At 75.6% G+C, this 23,444-nt stretch carries 23 protein-coding genes; 22 read left to right on the top strand and 1 reads right to left on the bottom strand.

Annotation, left to right across the window (positions count from 1 at the left end; translation table 11 throughout):
• Nucleotides 1–169: 169 nt before the first annotated feature.
• The 12 genes from ABD160_RS29145 (at nucleotide 170) to ABD160_RS29200 (ending at nucleotide 11,881) form a co-directional block, all read left to right on the top strand.
• Nucleotides 170–1,492 (top strand): ammonium transporter, encoded by a 1,323-nt coding sequence (locus ABD160_RS29145; RefSeq protein WP_425563681.1) that lies wholly within the window; start codon nucleotides 170–172, stop codon nucleotides 1,490–1,492.
• A 3-nt stretch (nucleotides 1,493–1,495) separates the two neighbouring features.
• Nucleotides 1,496–1,834: a P-II family nitrogen regulator gene (locus ABD160_RS29150; RefSeq protein WP_085912388.1), complete on the top strand. Its 339-nt coding sequence runs from the start codon at nucleotides 1,496–1,498 to the stop codon at nucleotides 1,832–1,834.
• 141 nt (nucleotides 1,835–1,975) lie between these two features.
• On the top strand, nucleotides 1,976–4,378 hold the full coding sequence (locus ABD160_RS29155; RefSeq protein ID WP_344028541.1) for a [protein-PII] uridylyltransferase: 2,403 nt from the start codon (nucleotides 1,976–1,978) through the stop codon (nucleotides 4,376–4,378).
• A gap of 640 nt (nucleotides 4,379–5,018) precedes the next feature.
• On the top strand, nucleotides 5,019–5,579 hold the full coding sequence (locus ABD160_RS29160; protein WP_344028544.1) for an AAA family ATPase: 561 nt from the start codon (nucleotides 5,019–5,021) through the stop codon (nucleotides 5,577–5,579).
• Between the two features lie 10 nt (nucleotides 5,580–5,589).
• Nucleotides 5,590–7,170 carry a signal recognition particle protein gene (ffh, locus tag ABD160_RS29165; RefSeq protein ID WP_344028547.1) on the top strand — a complete coding sequence of 527 codons (1,581 nt, stop codon included), beginning with the start codon at nucleotides 5,590–5,592 and terminating at the stop codon, nucleotides 7,168–7,170.
• A gap of 15 nt (nucleotides 7,171–7,185) precedes the next feature.
• Nucleotides 7,186–8,301 carry an amidohydrolase family protein gene (locus ABD160_RS29170; protein ID WP_344028549.1) on the top strand — a complete coding sequence of 372 codons (1,116 nt, stop codon included), beginning with the start codon at nucleotides 7,186–7,188 and terminating at the stop codon, nucleotides 8,299–8,301.
• A complete protein-coding gene (locus ABD160_RS29175) occupies nucleotides 8,298–9,518 on the top strand; it encodes a CPBP family intramembrane glutamic endopeptidase (protein WP_344028551.1) in 1,221 nt (406 codons plus the stop codon). Before ABD160_RS29170 ends, ABD160_RS29175 begins: the two co-directional genes overlap by 4 nt.
• A 148-nt stretch (nucleotides 9,519–9,666) precedes the next feature.
• Nucleotides 9,667–10,164 carry a 30S ribosomal protein S16 gene (gene rpsP, locus ABD160_RS29180; protein ID WP_344028554.1) on the top strand — a complete coding sequence of 166 codons (498 nt, stop codon included), beginning with the start codon at nucleotides 9,667–9,669 and terminating at the stop codon, nucleotides 10,162–10,164.
• A 34-nt stretch (nucleotides 10,165–10,198) separates the two neighbouring features.
• Nucleotides 10,199–10,438, top strand: a complete 240-nt coding sequence (locus ABD160_RS29185) for an RNA-binding protein (RefSeq protein WP_344028556.1) — start codon at nucleotides 10,199–10,201, stop codon at nucleotides 10,436–10,438.
• Nucleotides 10,435–11,007 carry a ribosome maturation factor RimM gene (rimM, locus tag ABD160_RS29190; RefSeq protein ID WP_344028558.1) on the top strand — a complete coding sequence of 191 codons (573 nt, stop codon included), beginning with the start codon at nucleotides 10,435–10,437 and terminating at the stop codon, nucleotides 11,005–11,007. The genes ABD160_RS29185 and rimM overlap by 4 nt, the downstream gene beginning before the upstream one ends.
• A gap of 108 nt (nucleotides 11,008–11,115) precedes the next feature.
• Nucleotides 11,116–11,331 carry a helix-turn-helix domain-containing protein gene (locus ABD160_RS29195; RefSeq protein ID WP_344028561.1) on the top strand — a complete coding sequence of 72 codons (216 nt, stop codon included), beginning with the start codon at nucleotides 11,116–11,118 and terminating at the stop codon, nucleotides 11,329–11,331.
• A gap of 13 nt (nucleotides 11,332–11,344) precedes the next feature.
• Entirely contained in the window at nucleotides 11,345–11,881 is a 537-nt protein-coding gene (locus ABD160_RS29200; protein ID WP_344028563.1) for a Clp protease N-terminal domain-containing protein, read from the top strand.
• On the opposite strand, the gene ABD160_RS29205 is transcribed toward ABD160_RS29200, so the two are convergent.
• The gene (locus ABD160_RS29205; protein ID WP_344028565.1) at nucleotides 11,823–12,749 is read right to left on the bottom strand and encodes a hypothetical protein; all 927 of its coding nucleotides are present in this window, start codon (nucleotides 12,747–12,749) and stop codon (nucleotides 11,823–11,825) included. The two genes, ABD160_RS29200 and ABD160_RS29205, sit on opposite strands and share 59 nt — an antisense overlap.
• Nucleotides 12,750–12,895: 146 nt before the next feature.
• Between ABD160_RS29205 and trmD the strand changes: the two genes are divergently transcribed.
• From trmD to ABD160_RS29255, 10 genes are all read left to right on the top strand, one after another.
• Nucleotides 12,896–13,672, top strand: a complete 777-nt coding sequence (trmD, locus tag ABD160_RS29210; protein WP_344028567.1) for a tRNA (guanosine(37)-N1)-methyltransferase TrmD — start codon at nucleotides 12,896–12,898, stop codon at nucleotides 13,670–13,672.
• Nucleotides 13,673–14,015: 343 nt separating this feature from the next.
• Complete coding sequence (rplS, locus tag ABD160_RS29215; protein ID WP_344028571.1) at nucleotides 14,016–14,375, top strand: 50S ribosomal protein L19; 360 nt, start codon at nucleotides 14,016–14,018, stop codon at nucleotides 14,373–14,375.
• 42 nt (nucleotides 14,376–14,417) lie between these two features.
• Nucleotides 14,418–16,817: a signal peptidase I gene (gene lepB, locus ABD160_RS29220; RefSeq protein ID WP_344028574.1), complete on the top strand. Its 2,400-nt coding sequence runs from the start codon at nucleotides 14,418–14,420 to the stop codon at nucleotides 16,815–16,817.
• 89 nt (nucleotides 16,818–16,906) lie between these two features.
• On the top strand, nucleotides 16,907–17,701 hold the full coding sequence (locus ABD160_RS29225; RefSeq protein WP_344028605.1) for a ribonuclease HII: 795 nt from the start codon (nucleotides 16,907–16,909) through the stop codon (nucleotides 17,699–17,701).
• On the top strand, nucleotides 17,698–18,021 hold the full coding sequence (locus ABD160_RS29230) for a DUF2469 domain-containing protein (protein WP_085912401.1): 324 nt from the start codon (nucleotides 17,698–17,700) through the stop codon (nucleotides 18,019–18,021). The genes ABD160_RS29225 and ABD160_RS29230 overlap by 4 nt, the downstream gene beginning before the upstream one ends.
• A 147-nt stretch (nucleotides 18,022–18,168) precedes the next feature.
• Entirely contained in the window at nucleotides 18,169–18,534 is a 366-nt protein-coding gene (locus ABD160_RS29235) for a YraN family protein (protein ID WP_344028580.1), read from the top strand.
• Complete coding sequence (locus ABD160_RS29240) at nucleotides 18,534–20,048, top strand: YifB family Mg chelatase-like AAA ATPase (protein WP_344028583.1); 1,515 nt, start codon at nucleotides 18,534–18,536, stop codon at nucleotides 20,046–20,048. Before ABD160_RS29235 ends, ABD160_RS29240 begins: the two co-directional genes overlap by 1 nt.
• Nucleotides 20,045–21,205 carry a DNA-processing protein DprA gene (gene dprA / locus ABD160_RS29245; RefSeq protein WP_344028585.1) on the top strand — a complete coding sequence of 387 codons (1,161 nt, stop codon included), beginning with the start codon at nucleotides 20,045–20,047 and terminating at the stop codon, nucleotides 21,203–21,205. Before ABD160_RS29240 ends, dprA begins: the two co-directional genes overlap by 4 nt.
• A 31-nt stretch (nucleotides 21,206–21,236) precedes the next feature.
• The gene (locus tag ABD160_RS29250) at nucleotides 21,237–22,175 is read left to right on the top strand and encodes a tyrosine-type recombinase/integrase (RefSeq protein ID WP_344028588.1); all 939 of its coding nucleotides are present in this window, start codon (nucleotides 21,237–21,239) and stop codon (nucleotides 22,173–22,175) included.
• A gap of 202 nt (nucleotides 22,176–22,377) precedes the next feature.
• Nucleotides 22,378–23,334 (top strand): sigma-70 family RNA polymerase sigma factor, encoded by a 957-nt coding sequence (locus tag ABD160_RS29255; protein ID WP_344028591.1) that lies wholly within the window; start codon nucleotides 22,378–22,380, stop codon nucleotides 23,332–23,334.
• Nucleotides 23,335–23,444 lie beyond the last annotated feature (110 nt).

Raw genomic sequence — 23,444 nt, forward strand, 5'->3', positions numbered from 1 at the left:
CTGGACCTTTCGGATGACATTACGGCCCCGGGATCCAGTTGTGTAACCGAAGCGTCATGAGCCCGGCGGCTCTGTTAACGCATGCGAAACGCACGAGGATCGACGGCGAAACACGACCTGACCATGCTTCCCGCCCAGTCAGACATGACAGACCTGGGAGGGTTAACCAGTGGAAGGTCTCAACAGCGGCGATACCGCGTGGATCTTGACGTGTGCCGCGTTCGTGATGCTCATGACGCCGGGCCTGGCGTTGTTCTACGGCGGTCAGGCCGGCTCGAAGAGCGTCCTGAACATGATGATGATGGTGTTCAGCGCGCTGGGTCTGGTCGGCGTCCTCTGGGTGCTGTACGGCTACTCGCTGGTGTTCGGCGCCGACATCGGCGGCGGGCTCCTCGGTAACCCGACGACCTACTTCGGTCTCACCTCCATCCTGGAGAACGACGAGGCCTCCGAGGTGGTTCCGCAGCTCGCTGTGGTCGGTTTCCAGGCGATGTTCGCGATCCTCACCACCGCACTGATCGCCGGTGCGGCGGCGGACCGGATGAAGTTCGGCTCCTGGCTGCTGTTCTCGGGCCTCTGGGCCACGCTGGTCTACTTCCCGGTCGCGCACTGGGTCTTCGACCTCGACCAGGGCTGGATCGCCACCAGCCTCGGCGCGCTGGACTTCGCCGGTGGTACCGCGGTCCACATCAACGCCGGTGTCGCCGCCCTGGTGCTCTGCATCATCATGGGCAAGCGCCGCAGCTGGCCGCGTGAGGCCGCCCGCCCGCACAACCTGACGCTGGTCATGCTCGGTGCCGGCATGCTGTGGTTCGGCTGGTTCGGCTTCAACGCCGGTTCGTCCGGTGCCGCCGACTGGGCCGCCGCGTTCGCCTTCACCAACACCGTCGCCGCGACCGCCGCCGCCATCCTGGGCTGGCTGCTCGTCGAGAAGCTGCGCTACGGCAAGGCCACCTCGCTCGGTGCCGCGTCCGGCATCGTGGCCGGTCTGGTCGCCATCACCCCGGCCGCCGCCGCGATCTCCCCGGTCGGCGCGCTGATCGTCGGTGCGATCGCCGGTGCGCTGAGCGCCTACGCGGTCGGCCTCAAGTACAAGCTGGGCTACGACGACTCGTTCGACGTCGTCGGCGTCCACTTCGTCGCCGGCCTCTGGGGCACCCTGGCCATCGGCTTCTTCGGCACCGCGGTGGCGCCGGACGAGACCAACGGTCTGTTCTACGGCGGCGGCGTGACGCAGCTGGGCATCCAGGCGGTCGCCGCGCTGGCGACCATCGTCTACTGCGCCATCGTCACCACGATCATCGTCTACATCGTCAAGTTCACGATCGGCCTGCGGGTCGAGGACGAGGCGGAGCAGGCCGGTATCGACGAGGCCGAGCACGCCGAGACCGGCTACGAGCTGTCCGGCCTGCGTGGCGGCGCCGGCCTCGGCTCCGCGCCGAAGCCCCCCGCCTCGGCGGAGCCGACCACCCCGGCGAAGCAGGAGGCCTGACCCATGAAGCTCGTGACAGCAATCGTCAAGCCGTTCGTCCTCGAGGACGTCAAGGGTGCGCTCGAGCAGATCGGCGTGCTGGGGCTGACGATCAGCGAGGTCCAGGGCTACGGCCGGCAGAAGGGCCACACCGAGGTCTACCGGGGCGCCGAGTACTCGGTCGACTTCGTGCCCAAGGTCCGGGTCGAGGTCGTCGTGGACGACGCCCTGCTGGACAAGGTCGTGGACGCGGTCGTCGAGGCAGCCCGCACCGGCAAGATCGGTGACGGGAAGGTCTGGGTGACGGCCGTCGAGACCGTCGTCCGGGTCCGCACCGGCGAGCGCGGAACCGACGCGATCTGAGCTCGGATATCAGCGGGCGGGCCCGTCGCATCCCTACGGGGGTTGCGGCGGGCCCGTCCGCCGTCCGGGCTCGAACCGGACATACCGGCGCCATCGAGGCGACCGGGGGTCGAACGAGCAGAAAGCGGGTGGCGCGGGGAGATGACGGTCCTCGGGTCGGGTGAGGCGGCGGACCTGGTCAAGGCGAAGTCGGTCCTCCTGGAGTCCAACGGCCGGCACCACCACGGTCCGGAGGCGTTGCGGGCCGCGCTGGTCGACCTGCACGACTTCTGGCTCGCGTCGCGCTGCGCGACGCTGGGCATCGGCGGCGAGGGCGGCGGGGTCGCCCTGGTGGCCGTCGGCGCGCTGGGCCGCCGCGACCTGTGTCCGTACTCCGATCTCGACCTGGTCCTGCTGCACGACGGGCGCAAGGGCATCGACACCCTCGCCGAACAGCTCTGGTACCCGCTGTGGGACGCCGGCATCGGGCTGGACCACTCGGTCCGCACCCCCGGCCAGGCCGTCCAGGTCGCGACCACCGACCTGCGCGCCGCGCTCGGGCTGCTGGAGGCGCGGCACATCGCCGGCGACGGCGCCCTGTCGGGCAAGGTCCGGGACGCCGTCCGGCAGGCCTGGCGGGCGGGCATCCGGAGCCGGTTCGACGAGATCGTGGAGACCACCACCGAGCGCTGGCGGCGCAACGGCGACGTCGCGCACCGGATCGAACCGGACCTCAAGAGCGGCCACGGCGGGCTGCGCGACATCCAGCTGGTCGACGCGCTCGCGACCGCCCAGCTGGTCGACCGGCCGTCCACCGAGGTGGTGGAGGCCAGGACGCTGCTGCTGAACGTGCGCACCGAGCTGCACCGGCTCTCCGGCCGCTCCCGGGACGTGCTGCGCGCCCAGGACGCCGACGAGATCGCGGCGAGCGTCGGCTTCACCGACGTCGGCGACCGCTTCGACCTGGCCAGGGCGCTGTCCGGCGCGGCGCGGGCGGTCGCCTTCAGCGCCGAGGTCGGCCTGCGCCAGGCGCGCAACGCGCTGCCCCGCCGCGGACTGGCCGCGCTGCGCCGGGCGCCCGTGCGGCGCCCGCTGGACTCCGGCGTCGTCGAGCACGGCGGTGAGGTCGGCCTGGCCCGTGACGCCTCGGCGGCGAAGGACCCGGCCCTGGTGCTGCGGGTCGCCGCCACCGCGGCCCGGACCGGGCTGCCGATCTCGGCCGGCACCCTGACCCGGCTCGCCGACACCGCCCCCGAGCTGCGCACACCGTGGCCGCGGGCGGCGCTGGCGGAGCTGCTCGCGCTGCTCGGCACCGGCCAGGCGATCGTCGACGTGATCGAGTCGCTGGACCGGACCGGGCTGTGGGGCCGGCTGTTCCCCGAGTGGGGTGCGGTGCGCGACCTGCCCCCGCGGGACCGCACGCACGTGTGGACGGTCGACCGGCACCTGGTCGAGGTCTGCGCGCAGGCCGCCCGGCTGACCACCCGGGTGTCCCGGCCGGACCTGCTGCTGGTCGGCGCGCTGCTGCACGACATCGGCAAGGGCCGCGGCGGCGACCACTCGGTGGTGGGGGAGTCCCTGGTCCGCCAGATCGGTGACCGGCTCGGGATGCGCGAGTCCGACGTCGAGATGCTCGCCGCGATGGTCCGCCACCACCTGCTGCTCCCGCACACCGCCACCCGTCGTGACCCGGAGGACCCGGCGACGGTGACCCGGGTGCTGGACACCCTGCGGGCCGCCGTCGGCGTCGACGACGAGCGGGTCGCGGTACTGGTCGAGCTGCTCGACGCGCTCGCCGAGGCGGACTCGCTCGGCACCGGGCCCGGGGTGTGGAGCCCGTGGCGGCGCACCCTGATCCAGGGGCTGGCCGGACGCTGCCTGAGCGCGCTCGACGGGCGGCCGTTCGTCGAGCCGGGCCCGCCCGACCCGGCGTACAAGGAGATGATCGAGGCGGTCGTCGAGGACGGGGCGCCGCAGGTCCGGTTCTCCACCGGCGACGACGTCGCGACCGTCGCCGTCGCGCTGCCCGACGGGCGCGGCGCGCTCTCCGCGGTCGCCGGCGTGGTGGCCCTGCACTCGTTGCAGGTGCACACCGCCGACGTCGCGATCACCCCGGCCGGCGACGGCGGGGCGGTCGCGGTCCTCACGTTCGCGGTGACCCCGCGGTTCGGCGGGCTGCCCGATCCGGCGCTCGTCCGCTCCGACCTGATCCGGGTGCGGGCCGGATCGCTCGGGCTGCCCGAGGCGCTGGCCCGCAAGGAACGCGACTACGCGCCGTCGACGCCGGAGGTCGAGCGGACCGCGCCGCCGCGGGTGCTCTGGTTCGACGACGAGGCCAGCGGCGCGGTCGTCCTGGAGCTGCGCGGCACCGACCGGATCGGGCTGCTGCACCACGTCACCGCAGCCCTCGAACGGACCGGGGTGGACCTGGTCTGGGCCCGGGTGGAGACGCTCGGCGCCTCGATCGTCGACTCCTTCGGGATCGCCGGGTCGCCGGACCGGGCGGCCCGCCGGGAGATCGAACGGGCGGTGCTCGCCGCCGCGGCGGCCCGTCCGCGGGCCTGACCCGCGGCCCGCTGCGCGCTCCGCGAGCATCGCCCCTCGGCGTGTCCACCCGCGTTCGCGCGGTCTTGCCGCGTTCGCACGGGTTCGCCGCGTTCGCACGGGTTCGCCGCGTTCGCACGGGATTCGATCCCGTGCGAACGTGACGAACCCGTGCGGCTGTGGTCGGGGTGTGGATCGCGCGGGCGGGCAGCGGCGCGATGTGTGCCCCGATCCCGGCTCCGCGCTGGGGTGCCCCGGCATGAGGGCCCGCGCCGACGGGCCCGGTGCGAGGACCTGCATCGGCGGGCCCGTTGTGAGGGCCCGCGCCGACGGGCCCGGTGTTGGGGCCCGCGCCGACCGCCCCGGTGCGAGGACTTGCTCCGACGGCTCCGGCACGAGGGCCGCGCCGACCGCCCCGGCACGAGGAGCAGCACCGACGGCCCCGGCGCGATGCGCCCACAGCCCGGCGCGAGCTGCCAGGACCGACCCCACGCCACGAGGCCCCGCCCCGCGCAACAGAACCCGGGCCCCACAGCCCACACGATCGGAACAGATGAGGACGATCCCCACCGAACGGAACCGAGGCGACGCCCCGCCCATCCTGCACGACAGGCCGTGTTCGTGATGGAACGATCCGTGACTCCGGACCGTTGCGTCGTGCATGAGCCTTGCGCGCGCCGTCGATCCGCTCGTCGTCCCGCTTCCCGGCCGGACCCTGCTGCTGGTCGCCGGGCTGCCCGGAGCCGGGAAGTCCACGCTGCTGGCGGCGATGACCGCGCCGGCCGGTGTCCGGGTGCTCGACTCCGGCGCCGCCCGCAGCGTCCTGGCGCGCCGGCTCCCCGCGGCGACGCCGTACCGGTCGTACCGCTGGCTCACCCATCTGGCGCACCGGACCGGCGTCGTGCTGGCCTGCGCCGGCCGGGACGAGACCGTGGTGGTCCACCTGCCTGCGACCTCGGCCGCGGTCCGGGCGGCGGTCCGGGTGCTGGCCAGGGCGTCGCGCCGGGCCCCGCACCTGCTGTGGCTGGACGTGCGCCCGGACCAGGCGCTGGCCGGGCAGCGGGCCCGCGGCCGGGTGGTGCGTCCGCGGCCGTTCGCGGTGCACGTCGAGCGCGCCAGGTCGACCTCCGAACGGCTGCGTGCGGGCCGCGAACGGGGCTGGACCTCGGTCCGCACCGCGGATCGCTCCGGCGCCCGCCGGGGCCTGGCACTGGCCAAGTAGGCTGGTAAGGGTGTTCGACTCCCTCTCCGAGCGGCTCGGATCCACGCTGCGTGACCTCCGCGGCAAGGGCCGGCTCTCCGACGCCGACATCGACGCCACCGCGCGCGAGATCCGGATCGCCCTGCTGGAGGCGGACGTCGCGCTGCCGGTGGTCCGCCAGTTCATCAACCGGGTCAAGGAGCGGGCCAAGGGTGCGGAGGTCTCGCAGGCCCTGAACCCCGCCCAGCAGGTCGTCAAGATCGTCAACGAGGAGCTCGTGGCGATCCTCGGCGGCGAGACCCGGCGGTTGAACCTGGCCAAGGAACCGCCGACCGTCATCATGCTGGCCGGTCTGCAGGGTGCCGGTAAGACGACGCTGGCGGGCAAGCTGGCCCGCTGGCTCAAGGGGCAGGGGCACACCCCGCTGCTGGTGGCCTGCGACCTGCAGCGCCCCAACGCCGTCAACCAGCTGCAGATCGTCGGCGAGCGGGCCGGGGTGCCGACGTTCGCGCCGCACCCGGGTGCCACCGGCTCCGGTGAGCCGTCGGAGACCTCGGCCCACCCGCCCGGCGACCCGGTCGCCGTCGCCCGCGACGGCATCGCGCACGCCCGCGACAAGCAGTACGACGTCGTCGTCGTCGACACCGCGGGCCGGCTCGGCGTCGACGAGGAGCTGATGCGCCAGGCGTCCGACATCCGGACGGCGGTGCAGCCCGACGAGGTCCTGTTCGTCGTCGACGCGATGATCGGTCAGGACGCGGTCGCCACCGCGGAGGCGTTCCGGGACGGGGTCGGCTTCACCGGCGTCGTACTGACCAAGCTCGACGGCGACGCCCGCGGCGGTGCCGCACTGAGCGTCCGCGAGGTCACCGGGCAGCCGATCCTGTTCGCGTCGAACGGGGAGAAGCTCGAGGACTTCGACGTCTTCCACCCGGACCGGATGTCGTCGCGCATCCTCGGGATGGGCGACCTACTGACCCTGATCGAGCAGGCCGAGCAGTACTTCGACGCCGAGCAGTCGGCCGCCGCCGCGCAGAAGATCAGCTCCGGTGAGCTGTCCCTGGAGGACTTCCTCCAGCAGATGCTGCAGCTGCGCAAGATGGGCCCGATCGGCAACATCCTCAACATGCTCCCGGGTGCGAACCAGGGGCAGATGAAGGCCGCGCTGGACCAGGTCGACGACCGGCAGATCGACCGGCTGCAGGCGATCATCCGGAGCATGACGCCCGCCGAGCGGGACGACCCGAAGATGATCAACGCCTCCCGCAGGGTGCGCATCGCGAACGGCTCCGGGACCACGGTGTCGGACGTGAACGACCTGGTCAACCGGTTCTTCGAGGCCCGCAAGATGATGAAGCAGATGGCCGGTCAGTTCGGCCTCGGCGGTGGCGGGCGGAGCGCGACGAAGAAGATCCCGAAGAACCCGCGCAAGGCCCGCCAGGCGAAGAAGGGCCGGCGCAGCGGCAACCCGGCGAACCGGGCCGCACAGGGTGCGCCGGATCTGTCGAACCTGCCGCCGAGCCTGCAGCAGCTGCCGCCCGGCCTCGGTTCGATGGACCAGCTGCCGCCCGGTTTCGACCCGTCCAAGCTGAACTTCGGCAAGAAGAAGTGACGTAGCCTCCGGGCCATGTCGGATCTTCCTGCCGCGGGGTGGCGGCTGCGCGGAACCCTGCTCGGGCCGGACGGCGCGCAGGGTGCCGATCTCTACGTCGACGGGTCCGGGCGGATCAGCCCGGACCCGCTGCCCGGGGCCGAGGACCTGACCGTCGACGGCTGGATCGTCCCCGGCCTGGTCGACGCGCACTGCCACGTCGGGCTGGGACCGAACGGGCCGATCACCGACCTGGAGGAGTGCGCGGAGCAGGCCCGCACCGACCGGGACGCGGGCACCCTGCTGATCCGGGACTGCGGCTCACCGGTCGACACCTCGGCCCTGCAGCTGCGCGACGACCTCCCGGAGATCATCCGGGCCGGCCGGCACGTGGCCCGGCCCAAGCGCTACATCCCGGGCCTGGCCACCGAGCTGGACGACCCGCGGCTGCTCGTCGACGAGGTCCGCACCCAGGCGGCCCGCGGCGACGGCTGGGTGAAGCTGGTCGGCGACTGGATCGACCGGGGTCTCGGCGACGGCGCCGACCTGGCCCCGCTCTGGCCGGACGAGGTGCTCGCCGAGGCGATCGCCGCCGCCCACGAGGTGGGCGCCCGGGTCACCGCGCACGTGTTCGGCACCGACGCGCTGCCCGGCCTGATCGGCGCCGGGATCGACTGCATCGAGCACGGCACCGGCCTCACCGACGACCTGATCGCCGAGATGGCCCGCCGGGGCACCGCGCTGGTGCCGACCCTGATCAACGTGGAGACGTTCCCGTCGATCGCCGAGCAGGCCACCCGGTACCCGCGCTACGCCGGGCACATGCGGGACCTGCACGCACACGCCTGGGAGACGGTGGGCCGGGCCATCGAGGCCGGGGTGCCGGTGTACGCGGGCACCGACGCGGGCGGCGGCATCCGGCACGGCCGGATCGCCGACGAGGTCGCCGAGCTGGCCCGCGCCGGTCATCCCGACCCGATCGGTGCCGCCAGCTGGTCGGCGCGGGCCTGGCTGGGCCGCCCGGCCGGTCCGGCGCCGGGGGCGCCCGCCGATCTCGTCGTCTACGACCGTGATCCGCGTGACGACCTCGGCGTGCTCCGGGACCCGTCGGTGGTTGTGATCAGGGGCCGTCGGGTATCTGTGGGGGCATGAGCTCCACGCCCGGGCCGCCGGGCCCCAGCGGCCACACCTCGGACCCGGGGGACGGATCGTCCGGTCAGGAGGGGTGGGCCGGGCCCGCCGGTACGCAACCGGGCCCGCCCGACGACGGCACCGCGGCGCACGACGCAGCAGGCCAGGGCGACCGGCAGCACGACCCGGCCGGCCACCCCACCGTGCAGCACGACCCGGCGACCCACCCCGCCGTGCAGCACGACCCGGCCGGCCACCCCGCCGTGCAGCACGACCCGGCGGCCCACCCCGCCATGCAGCACGACCCGGCGGCCCACCCCGCCATGCAGCCCGATCCGGCGGCATACGGCGGCGTGCAGCAACAGCAGCCCGGCCCGGCGGGCCACGGCGCGCCGTACGGCTACGGCACCGCCCGGCCCGCCCCGCCCCCGCAGTACGCCGTCGCCGGCCACGCACCGCCCTGGCCCGGCCCGGGCGCCCCGCACCACGGCCCGGCCGGTCACGGCCCGCCGCCGGAGCCGCCGACCGGCCCGTTCGGGCTGAGCCCGTCACCGACCCCGCGGGTGCGCTGGGGGCTGTGGGCCTTCCTCGTCGTCGAGATCGTGTTCCTCGGCGCGTCGGCGGTGATGGCCTGGACCACCGGCGTGGACTCCGCCGGGGGCGTGCTGCTGGCGATCGCGGTGCCGACGATGCTGGCCGCGCTGACCTGCATCCTGTGGACGCTCTGGCGCGGCGACGGCCCGGCGGCCGACCTGGGTCTGCGGTTCCGCTGGGAGGACGTCGGGGTCGGGCTGCTGATCGGCATCGCCGGGCTGTTCGTCACCGTGCCGGCCGCGCTGCTCTACCTGTACCTGGTCGGCCCGGAGCTCAGCACCTCGGTCGGGGTCGCGTTCGAGGGGATCACCGCCGGCTGGCCGATCGCGCTCGCCGTGATGTTCGGGGTGGTGGTGATCGCCCCGGTCTGCGAGGAGATCGTCTACCGCGGGCTGCTCTGGAACGCGGTCGCCAAGTGGATCAGCAACCGCTGGGTGGTCTTCGTGATCACCACGCTGGTGTTCGCGATCGCCCACCTGGAGTTCCTGCGGGCGCCGCTGCTGTTCGTGGTCGCGCTGCCGCTGGGCATCGCGCGCATCCTGACCGGCCGGATCACCGCCAGCATCGTGGCGCACGCGGTGAACAACTTCCTGCCCGGTCTGGCGCTGGCCCTCATGCTGGTCGGGGCCCTGCCGCAGGTCTGAGGGCCGTCTGGCAGAATAACCCGTCGGGTCCGTGGCCGGCCCTCTACCAGCCACGGCCGATGACCTTCGAGTGAGCGAGCCCGTACCCCACGCGAGCGCCAGCTGACTCATCGCAGCACGACACGACATTCGCGAGGAGCAACACAGCGTGGCCGTCAAGATCAAGCTGATGCGTCTGGGCAAGATCCGTCAGCCGTACTACCGCGTCGTCGTCGCGGACTCCCGTACGCGCCGCAACGGTCGTGCCATCGAGACGATCGGCAAGTACCACCCGAAGAACGAGCCGAGCCTGATCGAGATCGACTCGCAGCGGGCGCAGTACTGGCTGGGTGTCGGCGCGCAGCCGACCGAGTCCGTGCAGAACCTGCTGGAGATCACCGGCGACTGGCAGAAGTTCAAGGGCCTGCCGGGCACCGAGGGCACCCTGAAGCCGCAGCCGGAGAAGGTCGACAAGCTCGCCCGGTTCCAGCAGGCGCTGGCCGAGGCGAACGACGAGCCGACCACCGCGGCCACCACGCCGAAGAAGAAGGGTGGCAACGACCGGGTCGGCAAGACCGCGGACGCCGCCCCGGCCGAGGCCGCCACGAAGAGCGACGACGTCGTCGACGCCACCAAGGACGCCGACGCGCCTGCCGCCGAGTCGTGATCCGGCGGGCCACGGCTCCCACGGGGGCGACGACATGAGCGTCCTCGCGGACGCGCTCGAGCACCTCGTGCGCGGCATCGTCGACCACCCCGACGACGTCCGGGTGGAGCTGGTCACCGGGCGGCGCGGCCGGATCCTCGAGGTCCGCGTGCACCCGGACGACCTGGGCAAGGTGATCGGCCGTGGCGGCCGGACCGCCACCGCGCTGCGCAACGTCATCGGCGGCGTGGGCGGCCGAGGGGTCCGGGTCGACGTGGTCGACACCGACCGGTGACGGGCCCCGTCCCGCACGACACCGACGCCGGCCGGGCCTCCACGGAGGTCCTGGTCGGCGTCGTCGTGCGTGTACACGGCCTGCGCGGCGAGGTCGTCGTCGAGTCGCGCACCGACTCGCCCGAGCAGCGGTTCGCCCCCGGGGCGGTGCTGCGGGGCGCCCGGCGCGGCGGCGCCGGAACGAGCACGCTGACCGTCTCGTCCGCCCGGCCGCACTCCGGCCGCTGGCTGGTCCTGTTCGACGGGGTCGCCGACCGGGACGCCGCCGAGGCGCTGCGCGGCGTCCAGCTGCTGCTCCCGACCGACGAGCTGGCCGCCCCGGCCGACCCGGACGAGTTCCACGTCCACCAGCTCACCGGCCTGCGCGCCGAGCTGGTCGACGGCACCGCGGCCGGCACCGTCGTCGACGTCGTGCACGGCCCCGGCGGCTCGCTGCTGGTGGTCCGGCGCCCGGCGGGTCACGACGCGCTGGTGCCGTTCGTCGGCGCCATCGTCCCGACCGTCGATCTCGCGGACGGACGCGTGGTGCTCGATCCGCCGGACGGTCTGCTCGACCCGGCCGAGGACTGACCCTCCCTCTCCCGACGGGCCCGGCGGCAGTGCGCCGCCGGGCCCGTCGCACGCCCAGCGCGTCAACCAAAGTTGACAACGGGTGCGCGTCAACCTAAGTTGACACCCATGAGTGATGCGACGGCGGTGGCCGCGGCGGCGTCCAGCAAGGACCCGGCCGTCGGTCTGGCGGCGGTGGCGGCCCTGCGCGGACTGCAGGAGTCCCTGGAGGAGCTCCAGGTGACCAACGCCCGTGACCGGGGCTGGTCCTGGCAGCAGATCGCCGAGGCGTTGCAGATCAGCCGGCAGGCGGTGCACAAGAAGTACCGCCGGCTCGGCCTGTAGAGGGGAGACGACCGTGTTCGAGAGGTTCACCGACCCGGCCCGGCGGGCCGTGGTGCTCGCCCAGGAACAGGCGCGCGAGCGCGGTGCCGGGCGGATCGGCCCGGAGCACCTGCTGCTGGGGATCCTGTGCTGCCCCGGCTCGCCGGGGGAGGAGCTGCTGCGGGACGCGGGGATCGGGATCGCCGAGGTCGAACGCGGTCTCGCGGCCGGGGCCACCGGCGACGCGGCGGCGCTGGCCACGCTGGGCATCGACCTCGACGAGGTGCGCCGGGCCGCCGAGGAGACGTTCGGCCCGGGGGCGCTGGACCGCACCCGCGGCCGCCGGTGGTCCGCCGGGCACATCCCGTTCGAGAAGGCGTCGAAGAAGTCCCTGGAGCTCGCGCTGCGCGAGGCGATCCGGCTCGGCGACCGGCACATCGGCACCGAGCACGTGCTGCTCGGGCTGCTGCATCCCGAGCACCCGGCGTCCCGGGTGCTGGCCGCGCACGGCGTCACCCTGGACGGGATGCGCCGGGCGGTGTCCGAGCGGCGCGGTCGCCGGGCGGGCTGAGCCGCCGGGGCGGTCCCGGCACGCCCGGCGCCGGCGCGCCGGCGATCTCCGCGCCGAACACCGCCGCGGCGACGAGCAGGTAGGCCAGCAGCAGCAGCCAGGAGACCAGTACGAACGCGACGCCGATCGCGCCGAACCGGTCCGCCTGGGAGTCGATCGCCAGCCGCAGGTACGGCCCGGACAGCGCGGCGATCGCGGTCTGGCCCGCGGCGATGATCAGCGCGCCCGGGAGCAGCCTGCGCAACCGGATCCGGTCGCCGAGCAGCAGCCACTGCACCGGCAGCCACAGGATGATCGCCAGCGCCGCGTGCACGGCCAGCGCGGTGGCCGGGAACCGGTCGCCCGACGGGCTCAGCACGACGCTGCAGACGACCGCCGTGACCAGGGCGAGCACCGCCGCCAGCCCGTGCAGGTACCCGCGCAGGCCGAGCGGCGGCAGCGACCACGCGGCGACGTGCAGCCGCTGCAGCGTGCGGGTGAAACCGAACCCGGTGAGCAGGATCAGCACCGTTCCGCCGACGATCCCGGACGTCGCGGGGGCCGGCGGGGGCTGCATCAGCTCCCGGACCGCGGCCGCCGCCTCGCCGGACAGGTCGAACCGGGTGACCAGCCACTCCTGCGGCCCGCCCGCGCCGGACGGCAGGTACGCGGCGGCCAGCATCACCGCCGGGACCAGCGCGACGAACGCCTGCGCGGCCAGCGCGAGCGCCCGGTCGTAGCCGCTGGCGGCGACGAACCGGGCGGCCAGCCGGCCGACCAGCGAGCCGCGGTAGAGCGCTCCGAGGCGGTCGCGGTGCACCGCCCCGAACCGGCCGGGCGGCCGGCTGCGGGACGGGGCCGTCCGGTCGGTCGGCGGATCGGACGGCATCGGCGCTCCCGGCTCGGTGGTGCGCGACAGGTGGCCGCCACACGGTAGGCGGGTCCGGACGGGGGCGTCCTCACTCCCGGTGGGTGAGCGCACCGGCGCCGGAGGTGTCCGCGGGCGGATCACGGCCGCCTGCGACGATCCGCCACGTGCGGATCGACGTCGTCACCATCTTCCCGGCCTACCTGGACCCGCTGCGCGAGGCGCTGCTGGGCCGGGCCGTCGAACGCGGCCTGCTGGAGGTGGCCGTGCACGACCTGCGCCGCTGGACGCACGACGTGCACCAGGCCGTCGACGACGCACCGTACGGCGGCGGCCCCGGGATGGTGATGCGCCCGCAGGTGTGGGGCGAGGCGCTCGACGAGGTACTGGCGGCCGGGCCGCAGCCGGCCCGGCTGGTGGTCCCGACGCCCGCCGGGCGGCCCTTCACCCAGGCGACCGCGCGGGCCTGGGCGGACGAGCGGCGGCTGGTGTTCGCCTGCGGCCGCTACGAGGGCATCGACGAGCGGGTGCTGCTCGACGCGCGCAACCGGGGCGTCGAGGTCGACGAGGTCTCGATCGGCGACTACGTGCTGGTCGGCGGCGAGGTCGCGGTGCTGGTGATGGTCGAGGCGGTCGCCCGGCTGCTGCCCGGGGTGCTCGGCAACCCGCGCTCGGCGGCCGAGGACTCGTTCTCCGACGGCCTGCTCGAAGGCCCCTCCTACACCCGCCCGGAGACCTGGCGCGGACTCGCCGTGCCGGACGTCCTGCGGGGCGGCAACCACGCCGCGATCGCCCGCTGGCGGCGGGACCGGGCGCTCGAACGGACCCGCGACCGTCGTCCCGACCTGCTCGACGCGCTCCCGCCGGACGCGCTCGACGCCGCCGACCGCGCGGTGCTGGCCGCCGGGCGGGACGACGCCGCCGGGGACCGGCCGCAGGGCTGACCGGGCCCGGTCACCCGGCGATCCGGACGACCGTCCGGCGCCCGCCGGAACTCCCCGGCGGCCGGTTCCGGGGCGCCCGGAGCACCGGGTGTCCGGGCCGATCGGCCCGTCTGGCACTATGGACGGGTTGCCAGCGCCGCGTGCGGTGCCCGGTGACGGTGGTGCGCGCCGGTCGAGGAGATCGTGCGCCGCGCGGGCCGTACCGGAGCCCGCCACCCGGTCGAGTGTCCCACCGGCGAGGTGCGGATCACCCGGGTGGCCCGGGAGCAGACCCGGAACGAACCCGGGGTGGCACCGCACGACCTGCACGAACACGCACGACACACGAGGACGGACCGTCGACATGAACACCCTGGACGCTCTGGACGCGCAGACCCTGCGCTCCGACATCCCGAACTTCCGGCCCGGGGACACGCTCAAGGTGCACGTGAAGGTCATCGAGGGCAACCGGACCCGTACCCAGGTCTTCCAGGGTGTGGTCATCCGCCGGCACGGCGCCGGGGCCCGGGAGACCTTCACCGTCCGCAAGATCTCGTTCGGGGTCGGCGTCGAGCGCACCTTCCCGGTGCACACGCCGAACATCGACAAGATCGAGGTCGCGACCCGCGGCGACGTCCGCCGGGCGAAGCTGTACTACCTCCGTGACCTGCGCGGCAAGGCCGCGAAGATCAAGGAGCGCCGACAGGCCCCGTCCGCGTCCTGACCGTCACCCCGTCGTGACGGGCGGGTGACGTAATCTCGAACCGTGGCCTTCCCCGAGCTCCCCGATGACCGCCGGGCCCGCCCCCGGCGGTATCGCGGTGGCGACGCTCCCGAGCGCCCCGGCCGGCGACGGGCCCCCGAGGCCCCGCCGCCGGTGGACGCCCAGGGCGCCGGCTCCGAGCAGGACTGGCTCCTCGGGGCGGCCCTGCAGCACGGCGTCCCGGCCCGCACGGACGACGACCCGGCCGAGCCGGCGTCGTACGGGGTGCGTACCCGGCACGCCGAGCCCGGGCCGGAGGACGACCAGGACCGGCCCGGCCGGTACCGCAACGGTTACGGCACGGTCGCCGGGGAGCGCCGCGGCCGGCACGGGTCCGGGCGCAACGGCGTCGCACCCGATCCGGACGGCTACACCAACGGCCACCGCCCGGGCCACGACCCGGCCGGCGGTCCCGCCGCCCGCAACGGCTACGACAACGGCTACGACAACGGCCGCGACCCGGGCCACGGCGGTGCGGACGGGGCCGTGACCGACGGCCCCGACTCGCTGCGGGCCCGGTACGCCGGGCGGCTGGCCGACACCGGGACCAACGGGACGGGCGGCCGCAGGCGGGCCGAGGACCGTTCCTGGCCGCCTGCCGGGCGACCCCGGCCGGACGACGCCGACGACCACCGCCCGCGCCGCGCCGACGGTGCGGGCGATCCGCCGCCCCGGCGGGCCCGTCCGGAGGGCGGCGAGGCCCGGCCCGGCCGCGTCCGGCACCCGGACGGCGACGGGTCCCGTCCCACCCGCACCGGCAGCCACCGCCGCGAGCCCGGCCCGGCCGGACCTCCGCCGAGGCACCCGGGCGCCGATCCGCGCGCCGGGCACCGCCCGCCCGAGGCCCCGGGCCGCCACGGCGACACCGCGAACGGCCGCTGGGCCGCCCCCGGCGTCGGCACCGGCTTCGAGCCGCCCGCCGGCCCGGCCCCGGGCAACGGCCACGCCCGCCGCGCGGTCCACCCGGAGCGGCCGGACGGCTACGCCCGGCCCGCCGGGTTCGACGCCCACCCGCCGCAGCAGCCCGAGGCCCCGCGGCGCCGCGACGCCGGTCGGGACGCGCCGGCCCGGCCCGGTGCGCGGCACGGCGGCGATGCCGGCCCGCCCACCGCCTACGACAGCGCTCCGCGACGCCGTCCCGCAAGCCCCGGACAGGGGCCCGGCGCACCCTCCGTCCGCCCGCCGGGGGCGCCGTCGGGCCGGGTGCCGTCCGCCCCGCTCCCGCGCAGCCCGCTGCCGCCGGAGGAGACCACCGTGTTCGGCGGCCCGGCCGCCCCGGCCCGCCCGGGCGACGGTCCGCGCCGCGGCGCACCGGACCCCGACGACGGGTCCGTCCCGCCCGGTGACGCCGAGGCGTTCGAGCCGGAGCGCCGGCGTCGCCGGTCCGCCCGGCCCGTCCCGGAGGCGCCGGAGCCGTCCGTCGAGCCGGATCCCGACGAGCAGCCCGACGACGCGGCCGCGGACGCCGACGCCCCGCGGGCCGGGAAGCGCAGCGAACCGGCCGGGATCTCCGGCCGGATCGCCGCCCTGACCGGCCGGTCGAAGGCGACCCAGGGGGAGGACGGGGAGAAGCGCCAGCTCGCCTTCTGGAAGGAGCTGCTGCTGCTCGCCGGCGTCGCGCTGCTGCTGACGGTGCTGATCCAGACCTTCCTGGCGAAGGTCTACGTCATCCCGTCCGGGTCGATGGAGACGACCCTGCACGGCTGCCCGGGCTGCACCAACGACCGCGTGCTCGTCGACAAGGTGACCTACAACTTCACCGACGTGACGCCGGGCGACATCGTGGTCTTCCGGGGCACCGACGGGTGGAGCGCCGAGGGCTCGACCGGCGGGGGATCGGCCAACCCGCTGCTGCGCGGCCTGGAGACGGTCGGTTCGCTGGTCGGGTTCGCCCCGCCGGACGAGAAGGACTTCGTCAAGCGGGTGATCGCGGTCGGCGGCCAGACGGTGGCCTGCTGCGACGCGCTGAACCAGGTCATGGTGGACGGCCAGCCCCTCGAGGAGCCCTACGTCTACTACCTGCCGGAGGCGGGTCCGGCCCGGCAGATCCCGTTCGGTCCGGTGACGGTGCCCGAGGGCGAGTACTGGATGATGGGCGACTCGCGGAACAACTCCGCGGACTCCCGGGCGGCCGGCCACGGACCGATCCCGGACGCGAACGTGATCGGCAAGGCCCGGCTGATCGTGCTGCCGTTCGACCGGTTCGGCTGGCTCGGCTCGACCAACCCGCAGACCGCGACGGCCTCCGCGGCGGGGCTGCCCGACGGCCTCCCGCTGGCCCTAGGCATGATGGGGGCCCTGCCGTTCGCGCTCGGCCGGCGTCGCATGCTGCGGGCCCGCGCCGAGGCCGAGCGGTTCCTGCCCGCAGTGCGTCCCCCGTCGGGGTGGCGCCGGAGATCCTGACCGGGAGCACCGTGCCGGTTCCCCCGCACCGCGCCCGCCCGGCCGCGGCGACCCGCCGTGCGCGACCCGCACGGCGGCGCCCGGTCCGGGTGCTGCCCGACGGGTTGCGCCCGCCGCGCGCCGTCGTCCGCGACGCCGGCAGCTGGACCCTGCAGTCGGTGCTGCACCGGCACGGCCTCGGCCCGGTCGCCGGGGTGGACGAGGCCGGTCGCGGGGCGAGCGCCGGACCGCTGGTGATCGCGGCCTGCGTGCTCCGCCCGGGTGATGCGAAGGCGCTCGACGGGCTGACCGACTCGAAGCTGCTGACGCCGTCGGCGCGGGAGTACTGGTTCGGCCGGATCGTGCGGCGGGCCCTGGACCGGGCCGTGATCGTCGTGCCGCCGGCCGAGGTCGACCGCCGCGGGGTGCACGTCGCCAACATCGAGGGGATGCGGCGGGCGGTCGCCGCACTGACCGTCGCGCCGCCCGGGTACGTGCTCACCGACGGCTTCGCGGTCCGCGGTTTCGGCCGTCCCGCCCTCGCGGTGCCCAAGGGCGACCGGGTCGCGGCCTGCATCGCGGCGGCGTCGGTGCTGGCGAAGGTCACCCGGGACCGCATCATGACCGAGCTCGACACCGTGCACGACCGGTACGGCTTCGCCGTGCACAAGGGCTACAACACCCCCGAACACGAGGCGGCGCTGCACGAGCACGGACCGTGCGCGGAGCACCGGTTCTCGTTCGCGAACGTCGCCGCGGTGGCCGGGCGCGGGGTCCCGATCGGGCTGGTCCACAATGAGGATGTCAGCGAGGAGGTCCCTGAGGACCCGGACGGGTCCGCCGAGGAGGCGGATCCGACTCGATGGGAGCCGATGGAGATCGTCACAGGAGGAGCGGGCCGGTGAGCGCCGAGGATCTCGAGAAGTACGAGACCGAGATGGAGCTCACGCTCTACAAGGAGTACCGGGACATCGTCGCCCAGTTCTCCTACGTGGTGGAGACGGAGCGCAGGTTCTACCTGGCGAACTCGGTGGACGTGGCGCCGCGCAACGCCGACGGCGAGGTCTACTTCGAGGTGCGCATGTCGGACGCGTGGGTCTGGGACATGTACCGGCCGGCGCGGTTCGTGAAGAACGTGCGGGTGGTGACGTTCAAGGACGTCAACATCGAGGAGCTGGACACCCCGGACCTGCGGTTACCGGGCGACGAGGCGTTCCCGGGCTGAGCCGCCCCCGCCGAGCCTGCCGCACACCCCCGACAGCGCGGTGCGGCGCGGGGCCGCGGTTCCCGGTGCCCGTCCCCAGGTGCCCGATCCGTCCACAGGTCCGCGATCGGCGGGTGCGGGACGCCCGCGCGGCCCGATCGTGGACGCATGGCTGCGAAGGACGAGCTCGGCCGCCGCGGTGAGGACACCGCCGCCGAGTACCTACAGCGGGAGCACGGGATGGTCGTGCTGTCCCGCAACTGGCGGTGCCGGGCCGGCGAGCTCGACATCGTCGCGACCGACCGGGAGCGCCGGCTCGTCGTCGTCTGCGAGGTGAAGACCCGCTCCGGCACCCGGTTCGGCGAGCCCGCCGAGGCGGTCACCGCGTACAAGGTGCGGCGGATCAGGGGGCTCGCCCGGGAGTGGATGGCCGCCCACCGCCTGCCCTGGGCGGAGGTCCGGTTCGACGTCGTGGCCGTGCTGATGCCACCGCACGGACCGGCGACGCTGGTGCACTACCCGGCGGCGTTCTGATGGGCCCGCCGGCGCGGGTGTGGTCGGTCGCCCTGCACGGGGTCGACGGCGTACCGGTCGAGATCGAGACGGTGGTCGGGGGCGGGATCCCCGGGGTGCACCTGGTCGGGCTGCCCGACGCCTCGCTGCAGGAGGCCAAGGACCGGGTGCGGTCGGCCGTGGTGCACTCCGGGCGGGCGTGGCCGAACCAGCGGATCGTCCTGGCGCTGTCCCCGGCGACCCTGCGCAAGACGGGCTCCCGCTTCGACGTGGCACTGGCCTGCGGCGTCCTGGCCGCCACCGGGGCGATCCCGGCCGACCGGCTGCGCGGCACCGCGCTGCTCGGCGAGCTCGCGCTCGACGGCCGGTTGCGTCCGGTGCGCGGCGTGCTGCCGTGCCTGCTCGCCGCCCGGGAGGCGGGGATGGCGCGGGCGGTCGTGCCGCGTGCGGTGCTCGCCGAGGCGGCGTTGGTCGACGGGCTCGACGCGCGCGGCGCCGACCGGCTCACCGACGTGCTGGAGTGGGCGGCGGGGGAGCGCGAGCTGGACCGGGCCGGCCCGCCGGACACCGCGGGCCACGGACCGGCGGTCCCCGAGCTGTCCGACGTGCTCGGGCAGGACGACGCGCGGCGGGCCCTGGAGATCGCCGCCGCCGGCGGGCACCACCTGCTGATGGTCGGCCCGCCCGGGACCGGCAAGACGATGCTGGCGCAGCGGATCGTCGGCCTGCTCCCCGAGCTGGGCCGGTCCGAGGCGCTGCAGCTGGCCGCGATCCGCTCGGTCGCCGGGCGGCTCGGGGACTCCGCGCCGCTGAGCGTGCTGGCGCCGTTCGTGGCGCCGCACCACTCGGCGTCGATCGCGGCGCTGCTCGGCGGCGGCAGCGGGGTGGCGCGCCCCGGGGCGGTGTCGCTGGCCCACCGGGGCGTGCTCTTCCTCGACGAGTGCCCGCACTGGCCGGCGACGGCGCTGGACTCGCTGCGGACCCCGCTGGAGGAGGGTGAGGTGCGGCTGTCCCGGGCCGACGGGACGGTCCGGTACCCGGCGCGCTTCCAGCTCGTGCTGGCCGCCAATCCCTGCCCGTGCGCGCCGCCGGTCGACCGGGACTGCCGGTGCCGGCCCGACGTCCGCCGCCGCTACCTGTCCCGGCTGTCCGGGCCGCTGCTGGACCGGGTGGACCTGCGCGTGCAGATGTCCCCGGTGACGGTGCTGGCGGCGGCCGACGAGCGCGGCGAGGACACCGCGACCGTCCGGGCCCGGGTACTGGCGGCGCGGGCGGCCGCCGTCGAGCGCTGGTCGGCCGACGGCTGGCGGTGCAACGCCGAGGTCCCCGGCACCGTGCTCCGGTCCCGCTTCCTGCTGCCCCCGGCGGTGCTGGCCGCCCTGCAGGCGCGGCTGGACGCGGGGGAGCTGAGTGCGCGCGGAGCGGATCGCGCGATGCGGGTGGCATGGACGCTGGCCGATCTGGCCGGCGCGGCCCGGCCCGGCCGGGCCGACGTCGACGCCGCGCTCTACTTCCGGGACCGGGGTGCCGCATGACCGCGGCGACCACACCCGCGCCGGTGCCCGAGGAGATCATCCGGGCGCGCGCCTACCTGCTGCGCACGGTCGAGCCGCCGAGCCGGCTGCTGGTGCACCTCGTCGAGCGGCACGGCCCGGTCGAGGCCGCGGACCGGTTGCGCCGGGGCGCGGTGCCCGGGGCGTTGCTGGAGCGGGCGGCGGCCCGGCGGGGGACCGACACCTCCGAGGCCGATCTCGCGATCGCCGCGGCGGCCGGGGCCCGGCTGCTGGTGCCGGAGGACCCGCAGTGGCCCGGCTGGCAGTTCGCCGCGTTCGGCACCGCCCGGCGGGCCGATCTCGCCCCGCCGGTGGCGCTGTGGGCCCGTGGCCCGGCGGACCCGTCCGCGCTGGCGGACCGATCGGTGACCGTCGTCGGGGCCCGGGGGGCGACCCGGTACGGCCTGCACGCGGCCGCCGACTTCGCCTCGGTGCTCGCCCGCAGCGGCGTCGCGGTGTTCTCCGGTGCCGCGTTCGGCATCGACGCCGCGGCGCACCGCGGTGCGCTGGCCGCGGGCGGCCGCACGGTCGCGGTGCTGGCCTGCGGCCCGGACCGGGTCTATCCGGCCGCGCACGCCGGGCTGATCGAGCGGATCGCGGCCACCGGCCTGGTCCTCACCGAGTACCCGCCCGGCGCCACCCCGGGCAGGCTCCGTTTCCTGGTGCGGAACCGGCTGCTGGCCGCGCTCGGGGCGGGCTGCCTGGTGGTGGAGGCGGGCCACCGCAGCGGCTCCCGGCGGACGGCGTCGGACTCGGTGGCGCTCGGGCGCCCGCTCATGGCCCTGCCCGGCCCGGTGACCTCGGCGATGTCGGTCGGCTGCCACGAGCTGGTCCGCAGCGGGCAGGCCGAGCTGGTCGGCAGACCGGAGGACGTGCTGGAGACCATCGGCAGGCTCGGCGTCGATCTCGCCCCGGAGCGGGTCGCCGAGCGCCGCCCGACCGACGGGCTCGCCCCGGGCACGCTCGCGGTGCACGACGCGCTGCCCGCCCGGGCCGCCTGCTCGGCCCGCCGGCTCGGCGAGATCGCGGGCGTCGCGCCGGACGCGGTGCGGATCGCGCTGGTCGAGCTGGAGGGGCGGGGCCTCGCCGAGTACCACCAGGGGCTCTGGCAGCGCCCGGCGCGCCGGGACGGTCCTTGACCGGGCACCGCGGGGCGCGCACCGTCCGTGCATGGCGAGCACACGGCCCGGCGCGACCGATCCCGGCGACGGCCTGGCCCCGGAGGTCTCCTCCGCGGTGGCGGCGTTCGCCGGGCACCTGCTGCACGAGCGCGGCCGCTCGCCGCACACCGTGCGCGGGTACCGCTCCGATCTCACCGACCTGCTGCGCGACCTGCCCGGGCTCGGCGCGCTGGATCTCGACCACCTGCGCAGGCGGCTGGCGGCGACGCACGCCGCCGGTGCCGGGCGGGCGACGGTGGCCCGGCGCACGGCCGCCGCCCGGACGTTCTGTGCGTGGGCGGTCCGGACCGGGCGGCTCGCCCACGATCCCGCCGCCCGGCTCGGTTCCCCGGGCGCGGTCACGGTGCTGCCCGAGGTCCCGGCCGCCGACGAGGCGGCCGCCGTGCTGGACGCCGCGATCTCCGGGGCGACCGAGGACGATCCGGAGGCGCTGCGCGACCTGCTGGTCCTGGAGCTGCTCTACGGGACCGGGATCCGGGTCGCCGAGCTCTGCGGCCTGGACCTGGACCGGGTCGACGAGCCCGGTCGCACGCTGCGGGTCCGGGGCAAGGGCGATCGGGAGCGGACGGTCGTGTTCGGGATCCCGGCCGCACGGGCGGTGCGGCGCTGGCTGGAACGGGGCCGGCCCGCGCTGGCGACGCCGCGCTCGCCGGCGGCGCTGCTGCTCGGGGTGCGGGGCGGGCGGCTCGATCCGCGGGTGGCCCGTACCGTCGTGCACCGCGCGATGCGGGCGGTCCCGGGCGCCACCGACGTGGGGCCGCACGGCCTGAGGCACGCCGCAGCCACGCATCTCCTGGAGGGTGGAGCCGACCTTCGTTACGTACAGGAGTTGCTCGGTCACGCTACGCTGTCAACGACTCAGCTCTACACCCACGTGACCGTTGATCGGCTGAAGGTGGTTCATGACCAGGCCCACCCTCGGGCGTGAGGCGCCGCTCCCGGCGTCCGTCCGGCCTCCTGCGTTCCCCGACGCCCTGGCGTCCGCCCTCGACCGGGCCGTCGACGGTGCGCCTGCGCCCGTGGCTGGGCCACCTGCCCCCGCGCCACCCGCCTCCGTGCCACCTGCCCCTGTGCCACCCGCCTCCGTGCCACCTGCCCCTGCGCCACCCGCCCCCGTGCTGCCTGCCCCCGTGCTGCCTTCCCCGGTGCCGCACGCCGCGCTCGCCGCCGTCCCCGATCCGCCCGCGGGCGGCCCCCGGGAACCGGCCGGGCAGCGCGGCGGACGCCCGGGCCCGGCGCCCGCCCGGGCCGGCGGTCACGGCCGGATGGCCCTGGTCCCGGCGGGTGGCGCGACCGGCGACACGCCCGGGGCCGTGCGGGATCACCTGATCGAGACCGTCGACGCCGGCGAGGTGCCGCTGTGGCGCGCGTTCCTCGCGCACCGGTGCCCGGACGTCCGGCGCAGGCTCGTGGAGTGCCACGCCCGGCTGGTCCGAGGGGTCGGGACGAAGCTCGCCGTCCGGCTGCCCGCCTCGATCGAGCTGGCCGACCTGATGCAGTCCGGCACGTTCGGCCTGATGGAGGCGGTCGACCGGTTCGACCCGGTCCGCGGGGTCCGCTTCGAGGGCTATGCCGCCCAGCGGATCCGCGGGGCGATGCTCGACGAGCTGCGCGCCCAGGACTGGGTCCCGCGCACCGTGCGGGCCCGGATCCGGGAGGTCGAGCGGGCGCGCGACGTCCTCCAGTCCCGGGCGGGGCGGCCGGCCACCGACCGGGAGCTCGCGGCCGAGCTGGGCATCGGCGTGCGTGAGCTGCGCCACGCGGTCCGGCCCCGGCACCTGATCAGCGCCGAGGACCTGGCGGAGAACGCGACGCCCGGCCACGACGGCCTGTCCGCCCTGGTCGGCGACGACTCGGGGGATCCCGCCCTCGTCACGGTCCGCCGGGAGACCTCGCAGGAGCTGAGGACGGCGATCGCGCAGCTCGGCGAGCGGGACCGGGTCGTCCTGCAGCTGTACTACCTGCAGAACCTGACGCTGGCCGAGATCGGGGCGCTGCTCGGGGTCACCGAGTCCCGGGTCTGCCAGCTGCACGCCCGGATGATCACCCGACTGCGCGGCCGGATGGTGCACGCGATCGCCGGCTGACGGCCCGGTGGCACGGTGCCGGGCCGGGCCGGGCGTTGCCGGGCCGAGCCGCGCCTAGGTGCGCCGCACCGCGCCGGGCCGCACCGGGCTGCACCGCACCGGGCCACGCC

The sequence above is a fragment of the Pseudonocardia kongjuensis genome (assembly GCF_039526905.1).
GTDB lineage: Bacteria > Actinomycetota > Actinomycetes > Mycobacteriales > Pseudonocardiaceae > Pseudonocardia > Pseudonocardia kongjuensis.

Excerpts from the sequence above, each read along its gene's own strand:
- rplS (WP_344028571.1), top strand. The coding sequence starts at position 14,016 with ATGAACACCCTGGACGCTCTGGACGCGCAGACCCTGCGCTCCGACATC.
- ABD160_RS29235 (WP_344028580.1), top strand. The coding sequence starts at position 18,169 with ATGGCTGCGAAGGACGAGCTCGGCCGCCGCGGTGAGGACACCGCCGCC.
- ABD160_RS29160 (WP_344028544.1), top strand. The coding sequence starts at position 5,019 with ATGAGCCTTGCGCGCGCCGTCGATCCGCTCGTCGTCCCGCTTCCCGGC.
- ABD160_RS29170 (WP_344028549.1), top strand. The coding sequence starts at position 7,186 with ATGTCGGATCTTCCTGCCGCGGGGTGGCGGCTGCGCGGAACCCTGCTC.
- ABD160_RS29250 (WP_344028588.1), top strand. The coding sequence starts at position 21,237 with ATGGCGAGCACACGGCCCGGCGCGACCGATCCCGGCGACGGCCTGGCC.
- ABD160_RS29240 (WP_344028583.1), top strand. The coding sequence starts at position 18,534 with ATGGGCCCGCCGGCGCGGGTGTGGTCGGTCGCCCTGCACGGGGTCGAC.
- ABD160_RS29150 (WP_085912388.1), top strand. The coding sequence starts at position 1,496 with ATGAAGCTCGTGACAGCAATCGTCAAGCCGTTCGTCCTCGAGGACGTC.
- ABD160_RS29155 (WP_344028541.1), top strand. The coding sequence starts at position 1,976 with ATGACGGTCCTCGGGTCGGGTGAGGCGGCGGACCTGGTCAAGGCGAAG.
- dprA (WP_344028585.1), top strand. The coding sequence starts at position 20,045 with ATGACCGCGGCGACCACACCCGCGCCGGTGCCCGAGGAGATCATCCGG.
- ABD160_RS29195 (WP_344028561.1), top strand. The coding sequence starts at position 11,116 with ATGAGTGATGCGACGGCGGTGGCCGCGGCGGCGTCCAGCAAGGACCCG.
- ABD160_RS29175 (WP_344028551.1), top strand. The coding sequence starts at position 8,298 with ATGAGCTCCACGCCCGGGCCGCCGGGCCCCAGCGGCCACACCTCGGAC.
- ABD160_RS29185 (WP_344028556.1), top strand. The coding sequence starts at position 10,199 with ATGAGCGTCCTCGCGGACGCGCTCGAGCACCTCGTGCGCGGCATCGTC.
- ABD160_RS29205 (WP_344028565.1), bottom strand. The coding sequence starts at position 12,749 with ATGCCGTCCGATCCGCCGACCGACCGGACGGCCCCGTCCCGCAGCCGG.